The organism is Denitrobacterium detoxificans (assembly GCF_015062615.1).
Lineage (GTDB): Bacteria > Actinomycetota > Coriobacteriia > Coriobacteriales > Eggerthellaceae > Denitrobacterium > Denitrobacterium detoxificans_A.
This window is the reverse complement of sequence record NZ_SUUH01000010.1, coordinates 1-13317: the sequence shown is the minus strand read 5'-3', so window position 1 is coordinate 13317 and position 13317 is coordinate 1. Positions and strand designations below refer to the sequence as shown.

Genomic DNA, 13317 nt, shown 5'->3' with positions numbered 1-13317 from the left:
TCGCAGTATCCGGTTTTCAAGGTCCTCCGGCGGCTTCCGCCGCCGCCCCTCCGAACTTGCTCCGTTCGAAGCGGCGAGTTGATATATTACGGATACCCCGGCCCGGATGCAAGCCTTATTTTCAGGTACACGAAGCGTGCACAAACACCCGGGGGCGTGGTATGGACTATCCTGGGAAAACGACCTTTTGACCTGCGGCGCTGTTTTGTGGATGCCCCATGAACGAGCCTTTTGATATAGCAAACGACCCAGGCAAAAGCCCTTGCATGCGCCGTATGGAATGCCCATTACGCTACCCCATTTTCTATTCCTATATATAAGTGGAGGGCCCGCATGCTCCTTGTACGCATGCGGGCCCCTGGGCAGAACCTACCTGTTTCGATGTTTTACCTATATATGCAAGGCGTCACGCTACGCACCCGCAGGTTCAAGTTGACGGGGCGCTGCCTCGTTGCCCTCAGCCTGCATCGGCTCGAAATGAGTAAGCATACTAATGATGTTCCTACGAGAGATCGCACCTACCAGATGGCCATCATGCACAACGGGAAGCTTCTTGAAGCGCTTCTCGGAAAGCGTCTTGAACGCCGTCTCGGCTTCGTCGCCATCCTGCACACTGATAACGTTCTTGGTTGCGATACGCATGACGTCGAGATCAATAAGGTCACGGAAGCGGTCGTGCAGCTCTTGCAATTCAACCAGCTGGAAGTAATTGGTGCCGTCGGTATAGAAACCGCTCTGTCGCGACAGATACTTCAGAATGTCCCCGTCGGATACGAACCCGATAACGACATTCTGCTGATTCACGATGGGAAGGCCACTCGTTTCGGTGCGCGCCATTTCGGCAATGGCGTCACGTACCGTGGCGCCTTCACGCAGGAAGGCGGAACCGGCATTCATAAGGTCGGACACGAGCCACGGACGATCGATGCCCGGCACATCCCCCACCTGCGTAGACACCTCCGGCGCCTTTTCGCCGGCACGATCGCGCACGAAGACGATGATGCATGTCGCAACGATAAGCAGCATGACACACATGCCCATAAAGCCAACGTGCTCACCCGCATACACTACGGCAAGAGCATCGGAGCCCGCGGGCGCCATCGCAGCACCCACACCCGTTAGGCTGACGATGAGCGCCGTGCCAAACGACGCGCCCACCTGGTTCGTGGTAGACGAAAGAGAGTTGCCATGCTGGATGACCTTGTTATCCAGCGAATTGACGCCCCAGGTGTTCAGCGGCGTAATGAGGAACTGGATGCCAATAACCATACACGTAAAGGCAAAGGTCACGAAGAGGAACGATGTATCCTGGGCGTACGTGGTGTACATGAAACCCGCAACCGCGATGGCAATGGCGCCGGGAACGACCACGCGGCGAACGCCAAACCGATCGAACAAGCGACCAGCGGCCAACCCGCAGAACGCGCCGATAATCGCACCTGGCAGCATGATAAGACCCGAAATGGTTGCGGTACCGCCCAGCACTTGCTGAACGTAAATGGGAACGATAACCTCGCCGCCCACAAGCGACGCCTGAAGCATGGCAATGAGAATCACGACCGTGCGGAACTTGCGCGACTCGAGCACCTGCACGCGCAACATGGGAACATCAAGCTTGAGCTGTCTGCGAACGAAGAAACCCAGAAGCATAAGGCCAACCACAACCAACGCCCCCGTTAGCACGAGGTTGTCGCTGCTGCTGAACGTAGACAGGCCATACAGCAAAGACACCATGCCCGCAGTCATGAGCAGGACTGAAGGCGCGTCGAACGGAGCACGTTCGAACTCGCCGCTATTCTCGAGCGCAAAGCACGCCAACAGCACAACGCACACGGCCAACACCGTAACGATGATGAAGAGCATACGCCAGCCCACGTTGTCGACAAGAATGCCGGAAAGCGAAGGGCCGATGGCGGGAGCAAAAGCGATGATCAGGCCAATTACGCCCATGGCACTACCGCGCTTCTCACGTGGGAACACCAGCAGAATAAGCGTAAACACCATGGGCATTACGACGCCCGTTGCCATAGCCTGCATGACGCGACCCAGCAGCAAGAAGGGGAACGCCGGCGCAAGCGCAGCAACCAAACTTCCCAAGGCGAACCACGCGATGCCGCCGATAAACAACTTACGCGTAGAGAAACGCCCCACGAGATAGGCGTTCATAGGTATGACACACGCCTCAACCAATGCATATCCGCTGGTCAACCACTGAACCGTCGTGGCATCGACCTGCAGGTCGGCCATAATATGCGGAAGAGCGGGCGAAAGCAGCGTCATGTTGAGCACCGTTATCAACGCGCCCGACAGCAACACTGCAACCATCATTTTCTGCTTACGAGTTAACCCCATACACGATCCTTCCCTTGCGCGCTCCAAACACGCGCATTAAAAAAGGCGGCATATGCCGCCAGATGTTCTACGTGTACTCTAACTCGTTCCCAAACGAGCTCCACACCCGTTGCCCGCCTGTCATATTTGCCATATCTGCTCCATCATGGGACAACATTTGGCACAAATGCCCCTGCTGTATGCAACAGGGGCATTCGAAAAGGATCCATGCAAAGGAAGAGCAAGCCTACGCAAGCAGTTCCTCGATGAAGCCTACGCGGTAATTCGTGAATACGGCCTCGCCCGCCTCCTGCGTAGCATCCAGGTCGACGTCGCACCAGATGGCAAAATCCCGGTCGTCGTTTTCATCGCGAAACGTCTGGCGCATATGCCATACGTGATCGGTACGCTCGTCGGCATCATCAAGCTGGAAATACGCCACGCTCCGCGCATCGCCATCGAGCAAGATCTCCTCATGCGCATCGAAGTACGCATCGAGCGCCTGCTGCCACGCGCGGGCGGAATATCCCCAGTCGCCATCGAGCGCGCCCAGTTCCTTCACGTGCTCAGCCGCAGCCAGGCGAACGCGCATGAACAGGGCGTTTCGCACGAGAAGCGTAACGGCACGCCTGTCGGCAACTACGGCATCCGCCGCCAAGGGCGCACCCGCCTCTTCCCCATCGAGCGTGCCAGCGGCCTCCCATTCGTCAACCAAGCTGCTGTCGATGGAGCGAACCATGAACCCAAGCCAGCTAATGATGTCGAGGAGCTGGTCATTGAGCTTGTCTTCGGGAAGCGTGCGCGCCATGACGCGATACGCATCGGAAAGATAGCGCAGCAACAGGCCCTCGCTGCGAGCAATCCCCAAGCCCGAAATGTATCCCTTGAAGTTCGCGGCCGTTTCCACCATGTCGCGCAAGATGGACTTGGGCGAAAGCGAGAAGTCACGCGCCCAGGGCACGTCCTCGCAATAACGCGCGTACGCGGAGTCGAGCAATTCCTCGAGCGGCTTGGGGTACGTAACCTCAGCGATGCGCTCCAGGCGCTCCTCGTATTCGATGCCCTCGACCTTCATGACAGCCATAGCCTTGTCGCGTGCGCGACGTTCCTGCGCGCGTAGCACCTGACGAGGGTCTTCCAACGTGGCCTCGGCCATGGAGATGACGTCGAGCGCATAATCGGGGTCTTCGGGGTCGAGCAACTCGAGAGCAGCCAGCAAGAACGGAGAAAGCGGCTGATCAAGCGCAAAATCATCGGGAAGGTCCACCGTCGTGCGCCATTCGTTTGCGTCGTCTTCGCCCTTTACGCATTCCACGACGCCCGCTGCCTGCAACGTGGCGAAAATCTCGCCCGCACGCGTCATGAGATCAACCTTCTCTTGCGGCGTCTGCAACGAACGTTCCACCATATCCGAAACGCGTGCCCATGCGTCGCCACCCTGCATAACCTCGGCAAGCACGATGGAATGCGTGATGCGCAGGCGAGGAGCCAACGGCTCGGGCTGAGCCGCGATGAGCTTCTCAAACGTTCCCTTATTCCAGTTCACAAAGCCCTCGGGCGGCTGCTTCTTCTTGATCTTGCGACGTTTCTTCTCGTCGTTGCCCGCCTTCGCCATAAGGCGCGCATTCTCGATCTCGTGCTCAGGCGCAAGAGCGATGACCAAGCCCTCGGTGTCGAACCCCGAACGACCAGCGCGACCGGCAATCTGGTGAAACTCACGAGCGCGTAAACGACGCATGCGATGACCGTCGAATTTGGTGAGCTGCGTTAGAACAACCGTATGGATGGGCACGTTGATGCCCACACCCAGCGTGTCGGTGCCGCAGATAATGGGCAAGAGTCCCTGCTGAGCGAGCTTTTCCACGAGCAGGCGATACCGCGGAAGCATGCCCGCATGATGCACGCCCACGCCGCAATCGAGCAGGCGTTTGAGCGTCTTGCCAAACGCCGTAGTAAATCGCGTCCCCTTCGACGCCTCGCGAATGGCGGCACGCTGTTCCTTCGTGGTAAAACCCATGGAAGCAAGCGCCTGCGCACTCGTAAGCGCCGCATCCTGCGAAAAATGAACGATGTAGAGCGGCGTTTGCCCGTCGCGTATGGCAATCTCAACGGTACCCTCGAGCGAAGTATCCACGTACTCGTATTCCAAGGGGATGGGACGCTGCGCGTTCACGACGGAGCTAACCGCACGCGTTTCATGCGCCTCGAGCGCGCCGCGAATATGCGCAGTGTCACCCAACGTGGCGCTCATCAGCAAAAACTGCGTATGCGGAAGCACAAGCAAGGGCACCTGCCACGCCCAGCCACGATCGGGATCGGCAAAGAAGTGGAACTCGTCGGCGGCTACGCGGGCAATGTCGGCATCGGGACCCAGACGCAGCGCATCGTTCGCCAGGATCTCCTGCGTGCAGCAGATGATGGGCGCTTCCGTGTTAATGCGCACGTCACCCGTAATCATGCCCACGTAGTCACGCCCAAAGTAATTCACCAGATTGAAGAACTTCTCGCTGACCAGCGCCTTGATGGGGGCCGTGTAATAGCTGCGCTCGTCACGTGCCAGCGCCAGAAAGTGCTGGAAGAGCGCCACCATCGATTTGCCGCTTCCCGTAGGCGTACCCAGGATAACGTGGTCGCCCGCGGCAAGAGACAGAACCGCCTCTTCCTGATGAGGCCACAATTCAAGCCCCTCCTCGGCACACCACTCGAGGAACGACTCCAGAATGTCGTCCTCGGAGGTATCCGGGTTATTCCACAAGCGGTCGGCAAGCCGTCCCAACGACCCCGTGCGATCGGCGTCTTCCATCATCGTTCCTTCCCATCTATGGGGATACCAAAAAGCAGCGCATTGCGCGAAGCGCAACCACCGCATCGAATGCAAAAGCACCCCGACGACCGTGCCGTCGGGGTGCCCAGTATAGCAGGTGACTGCTAAACCCATGTGATGCTCACGCATAAGCGCAAGCGCCACGCAAGGAGTCTTTAGCGCTCGATGTTGTAGAAGGCGTTGATGCCAGCGTAACGAGCCTGCGTATCGAGCTGCTCTTCGATGCGAAGCAGCTGGTTGTACTTGGCAACGCGGTCGCTACGGCAGGGAGCACCCGTCTTGATCTGGCCAGTGTTGCATGCAACGGACAGGTCGGCGATGGTGGTGTCTTCCGTTTCGCCGGAACGATGGCTCATGACACAGGCGTAGCCGGCTTCCTTGGCCATTTCGATGGCTTCCAGCGTTTCCGTGAGGCTACCAATCTGGTTCACCTTGATGAGGATGGCGTTAGCACAACCCAGTTCGATGCCCTTGGCCAAACGCTGGGAGTTGGTAACGAACAGGTCGTCGCCTACCAGCTGGACCTTCTTGCCGATGCGCTCGGTGAGCATCTTCCAACCATCCCAGTCTTCTTCGGCCATGCCGTCTTCGATGGAGATGATGGGATACTTGGCAACCAGTGCCTCCCAGTAGTCGACCATTTCGGCGCTGGTGAACTCGCGGCCTTCGCCAGCCAGCACGTACTTCTGCTTTTCGGCGTCGTAGTATTCGCTGGACGCGGGGTCCATGGCGAACATGATGTCTTCGCCAGGCTTGTAGCCAGCGGCTTCGCAAGCCTTCACGATATATTGCAGGGGCTCTTCGTTGGTCTTGAAGTTCGGGGCAAAACCGCCTTCGTCACCTACGCCGCCACCCAGGCCGGCCTCATGCAGGACCTTCTTCAGCGTGTGGTAGATTTCAGCGCACCAACGCAGGGCCTCGGCAAACGTGGAGGCGCCAACGGGCATGATCATGAATTCCTGGAAGTCGACGTTGTTGTCGGCATGAGCACCGCCATTCAGAATGTTCATCATAGGCGTGGGCAGCGTATGCGCATGCACGCCGCCAACGTACTTGTACAGCGGAAGCTCAGCGCTTTCGGCAGCAGCGCGAGCGCAGGCAAGCGAAGCGCCCAGAATGGCGTTTGCACCAAAACGGCCCTTGTTGTCGGTGCCGTCGAGTTCAATCATAGCCTCGTCGATTGCGCGCTGATCGGTGGCTTCGGCACCCACCAGCAAATCGGCGATTTCGGTGTTCACGTGGTCGACAGCCGTAAGGACGCCCTTGCCCATGTAGCGATCCTTGTCGCCATCGCGCAGTTCAACCGCTTCGAACTGGCCAGTGGAAGCGCCCGAGGGAACCATAGCGCGACCCATGGAACCGTCTTCCAGCAGGATTTCGACTTCAACCGTGGGATTGCCGCGCGAATCGAGAACTTCGCGACCGTATGCATCGATGATGATGCTCATGTTCGTCTCCTAAGAATCGAGAACAGGTAACAACCCGCCCATGATAGCACACGGAGACGACGAAAATCCGCTAAGCGGATGGTTGAGGCAGGTGAGCGGATGCCACCCGCGCACTACACACAAAAAGTGCGTTAGAGCTGGCTTAATGCTTCGCCCTGAATGCGATAGAGCGTCCAGCCATTCAGCTCTTCGGCTCCCAGACTATTGTAGAAACGACCCGAACCAGGATTCCAATCGGGAGCACAGCCTTCCACGCGCACGTAATCGCGCTCGCGGGCAATGCGGGAAAGCTCGTGCATGAGTTCGGTGCCTACGCCCATGCCACGATATTCGGGCAGTACGTAGATGCATTCCAGATAGATGGAAGGACGACCCTTGTGGGCCGAAAAACCATGATTGAACAGCACGAATCCGATTTCCTTTTCGCCCTCCATGGCGAAGAAGGCCTCGGCAGCCTTGTGCTGGAACATCCAGGTGCGCAGCAATTCTTCGGTGGCCACAACGGAATCACCCGACTTCTGGAAGTCGGCGAAACGCTGTATGAAATACAGGACCTTGCCTGCATCCTTCTCCTCAGCAAAGCGAAACTGCGTCGCCATGTCTACCACCCGCTCACACGAACGTGCCATCAATTCATAAATGTACCCTATAGCACCAAAACCCCCAGATGTTCAAGGAGTATCTTAAACCCGAGGAGAATCAGCACAATACCTCCCGCAATGGTGGAGGGGCGCTCGTAGCGCGCGCCGAAACGATTACCCACCACGACGCCCACGAGCGAGAGCGCAAAGGTAATGCATCCGATGATGGAAATAGCAGGCGCAATATCGACGCGAAGAAAGGCGAAGGAAACGCCCACGGCCAGAGCGTCGATGGACGTGGCGATGGCAAGCATGAATAGCTCGGGGATGTCGAGGCGAAACTCGTTTTCGTCTTGGTCGTCGTCTTCGTGGAAGGCATCCCACAGCATCTTGCCACCCACGAACAAAAGCAGGCCAAAGGCAATCCAATGGTCCACCGGCTCCACAAGCGAAGCGAACTGCGTGCCCAGTGCCCAGCCCAGAAACGGCATCAGCGCCTGAAAGCCGCCGAAGAACAAGGCGATCACCAAGGCATGGCGCATATTGACGCGCTTCATGCCAAGGCCCTTGCAAATGGCCACGGCAAATGCGTCCATGGACAGGCCCACGCCTATAAGGGCAATCTCGACATAATTCACCGTACATTCCTTCCGCATCCCATACGCCTGCAACGGGGTATTATCCCCCACGCGCAACGAAAAACGGCGGCCATGTCAATCAAACAGAGGGAATCCGAAAGGCAGGTAAGGCTTACTGGTTGCTGAACGGCTCTTCCCTATTGGCAAGAATCTCGCTCGCACGCTTCCAACCCGGCAACATGGATGCAAGGTATTCCTGCTGCTGTGCCTCTGGCTTGGTGGCAAGCGGCATTAGGCCAGTCCAAATGGCCCAGACCAGACAATCAACCGGATAGGCCACGAGCTCGTCGGAAAGCCAAAGACAGCCATTTTCGTAATGCGACCACCCATGACGCAACGGCTTCATGCGCACGGCAAGAGGCTGGGCAGGCGGTTCTTCCGCCAGGCCCTGCATGCACGTGCCCACCAGGCCCACTGCGTTATTCATGATGACGCGATTGGCATACGAGAGAAATGCGGTGCGCACCTGGTCGTAGCTGCGTGGATTCACCACATAGAGCGTGAGCTTGCTGATGTCGGTATTTGCTTCGAACTTCACCGTGGCACGCCCACGCGTGGCACGATGCTTGCCGCTCATGCCGCCGCCCATCTTCAGCGGGTTGACGTGCAGCATGAACGGGCGCCCCATGACGTAGGCTACGTCGCCCGTGCGATACAGGCACTTCATGGACGGGCTCTTCTGGAATCGCTTGATCATCTTCGCACGCATGTCCTCCACTTCGGGAACGTGGGCGGCAAAGAAATCCACGATCTGCTGGGGAGGCATGCCATGAGGTGCCATGACATACGGCAACGCCTGTGGAGGCTGAAGCGCTACAAACAAGTCGTTGCTGGACTGGCGAAAGATGGGGATGTCCATGCCGGCGTAGCCCAAATGCTCGATGCCCGGCGTGTTGGACGCAGGTGCTTGTGCAGGTGCTTGACCAGCCTGATTGAGCGCACCTTGCTGCTGCGCATCATTCGCGGGCGGCTGCCCCTGCGCATTGCCAGGCTGCTGAGAAGGTGAAGCGGTTTCAGAATTCGACATGGTTGCCCCCTTCGTCGAACTATCCCTGCTACAAGGATACCCCAAACGAGAAGAGAGCGGAGGCTGGGCGCACTAGAAGAAGAGCATGAAAACGCGCGCAAGCGCAAAGCCAATGATGCCGCATGCGGGGAACGTAATGACCCAGGCGAGCACCATGCTACGCGCAATGCCCCAGTTCACGCCACGCAGATTCTTACCCGCACCCACACCCATAATGGCCGAAGTGGAGCAATGCGAGGTGGAAACGGGCATACCCGTGATGCTGGAGATGAACAGCGTGATGACGGTGGAGGCCGAAGCGGCAGCACCCTGGTACTTTTCCATGGCCACCATGTCCATGGCAACCGACTTGATGATGCGCTTGCCGCCGATGAACGTACCCAGGGAAATGGCCGCAGAGCAGATGATCATGAGCCATATGGGGAAGCCATCGGACCCCGTAGACTCCATGCCCATTGCCATGGCCATGCCCATGAGGCCGATGGACATGAACTTCTGACCGTCTTGGGCGCCATGCAGAAAGGCCAGCATGCATGCGAAGATGTCCTGCAGGATATCGGCAACGCGATTGCCCTTGCGCCTATCGACGCCCGAAAGGAACTTCGCGGCGAGCTTCGTGTTCAACCATCCCAGGAAAAAGCCCGCAAACAGGGAAAAGAGCAGACCATAGACAACCTTGGCCCATTCGGCGGGAACGACGCCCGCCCAACCGTTCACGGCAACGGCGCCACCGGTGATGCCCGCAATGAGCGAATGCGACTTCGAGCACGGAATGCCGAAGAACCAGCAGAACACGCCCCATGCGATGGAGCCAATCATGGAGGCCATTAACGCCATGAGCGCCTGATGCGTATCGCCCGAGAAATCAACCATGGAGAACATGGTGTGGGCAACGGCAGTAGAGATATAGGTCATGCCGATGAGGCCAATGAAGTTGAAGACGGCCGCCAACGTAAGGGCGACGCCGGGGCTAAGGACGCGCGTGGCTACGGCGGTAGCGATAGCATTGGGCGCGTCGGTTGCGCCCGAGACAAGCGTCACGCCGATCACGAGGACGATAATGATGGCGAGAGCAGGATAAGTTGCCATAAGGCCAATTACGGCCGCTAGAGATAAATCCAACGTTTACCTTTCGCATATTGCCGCGCCAGCGGCAAATATCTGAGAGCTGCATTAGTATAGCAAAGCGAAAGATTCGTCTAGAGCCATTCGCCGAACAGACACGAAGGAGAAGCATGTTCCTACCTATGACGTACGCCGACATGCGCGAGCGCGGCTGGGATGCCGTAGACTTCGCGTACGTATGCGGCGACGCATACGTTGACCACCCGTCATTCGGCATGGCCATCATCTCGCGCCTGCTAGAAGCGCATGGCTATCGCGTGGGCATCATCTGCCAACCCGATTGGCGCGACCCCGAAAGCATCAACGTGTTCGGCGAGCCTCGCCTGGGATTCATCGTCTCCGCCGGAAACATGGATTCCATGGTGAACCACTACACGGTGGCAAAGCGACGCCGCAAGAACGACTTCTACTCCCCTGGCGGCGAAATGGGCCTGCGCCCCGATCACGCCTGCGTGGTATACGGCAACCTCATTCGCCGTACATACAAAGAGACGCCCATCATCTTGGGCGGTATCGAGGCAAGCCTGCGTCGCCTGGCCCATTACGACTATTGGTCGGACAAGCTGAAGCGGTCCATTCTGCTGGATTCGGGCGCCGACATCATCTCGTATGGCATGGGCGAGCATTCGGTGGTGGAGATCTCCGACGCGCTGGCATCGGGGCTTTCCGTGCACGACCTCACGTTCATTCCCGGCACCGTATTCCGCACGCGCAGCCTAGAGCATCTATACGAGCCCATTGTGCTTCCCAGCTACCAGAGCATGCTGGATAACAAGGAGGAATACGCGCGCAGCTTCGGCGAGCAGTGTCGCAACTTGAACCCGTATTCGGCTCATACGCTGGTAGAACCCTACGACCACGATGTATACGTGGTGCAGAACGCACCCGCCACGCCGCTTACCACCGAAGAGTTGGACGCGGTGTATCGCCTGCCCTACGAGCGCACGTATCACCCCAGCTACGAAGCTGCTGGCGGCATTCCAGCTATCCGCGAGGTGAAGTTTTCGCTGGCTAGCAATCGTGGCTGCCTAGGCGAATGCGCATTCTGTGCGCTCAACTTCCACCAGGGACGCATCATCCAGGCACGCAGCCACGAATCCATCCTGGAAGAAGCGCGCGAAATGACGAAGGACCCCGAGTTCAGGGGTTACATTCACGACGTGGGCGGCCCTACCGCGAACTTCCGCATTCCCGCATGCGCCAAGCAGGAAAAGGCCGGCGCTTGCACGAATCGTCGCTGCCTTTCGCCGAAGCCTTGCAAGCAACTACGCGTGACGCACGAAGACTACGTGCAGCTGCTACGCGAGCTGCGGGCGCTACCTGGCGTGAAAAAGGTGTTCATCCGCAGCGGCATCCGCTTCGATTACGCCGTGCTCGACAGCGACCACACGTTCATTCGAGAACTGGCTGCGCACCACACGAGCGGTCAGTTGCGTTTGGCTCCCGAGCACATCAGCGAGACGGTGCTGAACGTCATGGGCAAGCCACCGCACGCCATGTACGAGCAATTCGTACGCGAGTTCAACCGCGCAAGCAAGCAAGCCGGCAAGGAGCAGTACGTATTGCCCTACCTGATGTCAAGCCACCCCGGCAGCACGCTGAAGGAAGCCGTTGAACTGGCGGAATTCTGCCGCGATCTAGGGTTCAACCCCGAACAGGTAAGCGACTTCTACCCCACGCCATCCACGGTATCCACGTGCATCTACTACACGGGGCTCGACCCGCGCACCATGGAGCACGTGTACTGCGCCACCAGCCCGCATGAAAAGGCGCTGCAGCGCGCGCTCATTCAGTACCGCAACCCAAAGAACCACGCCCTCGTGCGCGAGGCGCTCATAAAGGCAGGACGCGAGGATCTTATTGGGTTCGATGCGAAATGCTTGGTGCGACCCGCAGACGCGAAGGGGCCGAAGGGCGGCAAGAACGCGCAGCATGGCGGAAAGCCCGGACAGGCAGGGCGTGGCCACGGCAAAGGCAAGGGCGCGCAGGCCAAGCACGGTGGGTCGCAGCATGCAAACGGCTCACGCGGCGAGCGGCGTTCGGGCAGCACACGCAACGACAAGCGCACGTCGCGCAACACGAGCTCGAAACAAGGAAGCAAAACCCAAGGTAACCGCCGCAATGGCGGAGCTAGCGGCGCAGGAAGGAAGCCAACAGGCGCTGAAGCACGGCGCGGAGCAGGCCGCCCGAAGAAACGGTAGTCGTGGGAACGGCCTCCTGCTGATAGTTAGGATGATGCCGCAGGAACACCCAACGGCAGATGAGCGTGATGGCCAGGCCGATAAGGCCCACGGCCAGGAACGATGCAGCGATTTCGACCGCCGTCCAGTTCTGCTCGAAGGCGGCATAGGCCGTTGCCAAAACAAAGAAACCCGAAATGACACCCGTGATGACGGTGAACGCGCGAATGAGGATAATCTTTGCGCGATTGGGCGAATAACGCCATGCGGCCACAAGGTAAATGACCGCCGCGACGATCGCCAGAACAACGAGAAGCGGAATGATCCGCGAGAGACGTGCAACCATTCCGCTTCCTTTCTACTACGTGGCCACACAAGCGCGCGGCCATGATTCGGTTGACCTAGCTAAAGCTCACCTGGGGAGCAACATCGGCGCCAACGTTGGCGATAAAGCTCTGACGCTTCGTGAAGCCCATGGGGCCCGCCACGAGCACGCCCGGGAACGTCTGGATAGCGTTGTTGTACTTCATAACCGTGTCGTTGAAGCTCTGGCGCATGTAGCTGATCTTGTCTTCCGTCTCGGAAAGCTCCTGCTGAAGCGCGATGAAGTTCTGGTTCGCCTTCAAGTCGGGGTACGCCTCGCTGACGGCAAAGAGGTTCTTCAGCGTATCGGAAAGCGCGTTGCTCGCTTCCATCTTTTCCTCGGGAGAGCCGGCGTTCATGCATGCCGTACGCGCTTCGGTAACCGCCTGCAGCGTCTTGCTTTCATGCGCGGCGTAGCCCTTCACGGTTTCCACCAGGTTCGGAATGAGATCGAGACGACGCTGGAGCTGGACGTCGATTTGAGCCCAGGCATTGTCGACGGCGTTGCGCAACTTCACCAGGTTGTTGAACAGCCCGATAACGATGAGCACCAGCACAACGACAACGACCAGAATGATAATTGCCACCATGAGAGACCCTTCCCTCGAATTACATTGAGGTCATTTTAGCACGTGCCAACTGGGATGATACAAAGAAGTGGAAGGGGCTGCTAAGGAATGCGAAACGCTAGACCCTACCCACCCATCCACATGCATTACTTACGCTTGGGAACAGCGTAAGTTAGGAGATATTGCGACATCCTTTGAGTATGGGCTGAACGCAGCTGCTGAAGAATTCGA

Annotated in this window: 10 protein-coding genes; 1 reads left to right on the top strand and 9 read right to left on the bottom strand. The window is 58.3% G+C overall.

Features of this window, described 5'->3' with window-relative positions; translation table 11 throughout:
• Positions 1-411: 411 nt before the first annotated feature.
• The 7 genes from E7002_RS09360 to E7002_RS09330 form a co-directional block, all read right to left on the bottom strand.
• Positions 412-2352, bottom strand: a complete 1941-nt coding sequence (locus E7002_RS09360; protein ID WP_303728651.1) for an MDR family MFS transporter — start codon at positions 2350-2352, stop codon at positions 412-414.
• A 226-nt stretch (positions 2353-2578) separates the two neighbouring features.
• Complete coding sequence (locus E7002_RS09355; RefSeq protein WP_303728649.1) at positions 2579-5134, bottom strand: RNA helicase; 2556 nt, start codon at positions 5132-5134, stop codon at positions 2579-2581.
• Between the two features lie 176 nt (positions 5135-5310).
• Positions 5311-6603, bottom strand: coding sequence for a phosphopyruvate hydratase (eno, locus tag E7002_RS09350; protein ID WP_066663513.1), 1293 nt, complete (start codon positions 6601-6603; stop codon positions 5311-5313).
• Positions 6604-6734: 131 nt separating this feature from the next.
• Positions 6735-7202, bottom strand: coding sequence for a GNAT family N-acetyltransferase (locus tag E7002_RS09345; RefSeq protein WP_303728647.1), 468 nt, complete (start codon positions 7200-7202; stop codon positions 6735-6737).
• A 47-nt stretch (positions 7203-7249) separates the two neighbouring features.
• On the bottom strand, positions 7250-7822 hold the full coding sequence (locus tag E7002_RS09340) for a manganese efflux pump MntP family protein (protein ID WP_303728646.1): 573 nt from the start codon (positions 7820-7822) through the stop codon (positions 7250-7252).
• A 112-nt stretch (positions 7823-7934) separates the two neighbouring features.
• Positions 7935-8849 carry a hypothetical protein gene (locus E7002_RS09335; protein WP_303728644.1) on the bottom strand — a complete coding sequence of 305 codons (915 nt, stop codon included), beginning with the start codon at positions 8847-8849 and terminating at the stop codon, positions 7935-7937.
• Positions 8850-8921: 72 nt separating this feature from the next.
• On the bottom strand, positions 8922-9971 hold the full coding sequence (locus tag E7002_RS09330; protein WP_303728643.1) for an inorganic phosphate transporter: 1050 nt from the start codon (positions 9969-9971) through the stop codon (positions 8922-8924).
• Between the two features lie 113 nt (positions 9972-10084).
• Between E7002_RS09330 and E7002_RS09325 the strand changes: the two genes are divergently transcribed.
• Entirely contained in the window at positions 10085-12175 is a 2091-nt protein-coding gene (locus tag E7002_RS09325; protein ID WP_303728642.1) for a YgiQ family radical SAM protein, read from the top strand.
• Here E7002_RS09325 and E7002_RS09320 read toward each other — a convergent pair.
• Both E7002_RS09320 and E7002_RS09315 read right to left on the bottom strand, forming a co-directional pair.
• On the bottom strand, positions 12105-12500 hold the full coding sequence (locus E7002_RS09320; RefSeq protein ID WP_303728640.1) for a guanylate cyclase: 396 nt from the start codon (positions 12498-12500) through the stop codon (positions 12105-12107). The two genes, E7002_RS09325 and E7002_RS09320, sit on opposite strands and share 71 nt — an antisense overlap.
• A 55-nt stretch (positions 12501-12555) precedes the next feature.
• Positions 12556-13107, bottom strand: coding sequence for a LemA family protein (locus tag E7002_RS09315; RefSeq protein WP_303728639.1), 552 nt, complete (start codon positions 13105-13107; stop codon positions 12556-12558).
• Positions 13108-13317 lie beyond the last annotated feature (210 nt).

Coding starts and splice junctions, on each gene's coding strand:
- E7002_RS09355 (WP_303728649.1), bottom strand. CDS start 5,134: ATGGAAGACGCCGATCGCACGGGGTCGTTGGGACGGCTTGCCGACCGC.
- E7002_RS09335 (WP_303728644.1), bottom strand. CDS start 8,849: ATGTCGAATTCTGAAACCGCTTCACCTTCTCAGCAGCCTGGCAATGCG.
- E7002_RS09360 (WP_303728651.1), bottom strand. CDS start 2,352: ATGGGGTTAACTCGTAAGCAGAAAATGATGGTTGCAGTGTTGCTGTCG.
- E7002_RS09320 (WP_303728640.1), bottom strand. CDS start 12,500: ATGGTTGCACGTCTCTCGCGGATCATTCCGCTTCTCGTTGTTCTGGCG.
- E7002_RS09325 (WP_303728642.1), top strand. CDS start 10,085: ATGTTCCTACCTATGACGTACGCCGACATGCGCGAGCGCGGCTGGGAT.
- eno (WP_066663513.1), bottom strand. CDS start 6,603: ATGAGCATCATCATCGATGCATACGGTCGCGAAGTTCTCGATTCGCGC.
- E7002_RS09315 (WP_303728639.1), bottom strand. CDS start 13,107: ATGGTGGCAATTATCATTCTGGTCGTTGTCGTTGTGCTGGTGCTCATC.
- E7002_RS09345 (WP_303728647.1), bottom strand. CDS start 7,202: ATGGCGACGCAGTTTCGCTTTGCTGAGGAGAAGGATGCAGGCAAGGTC.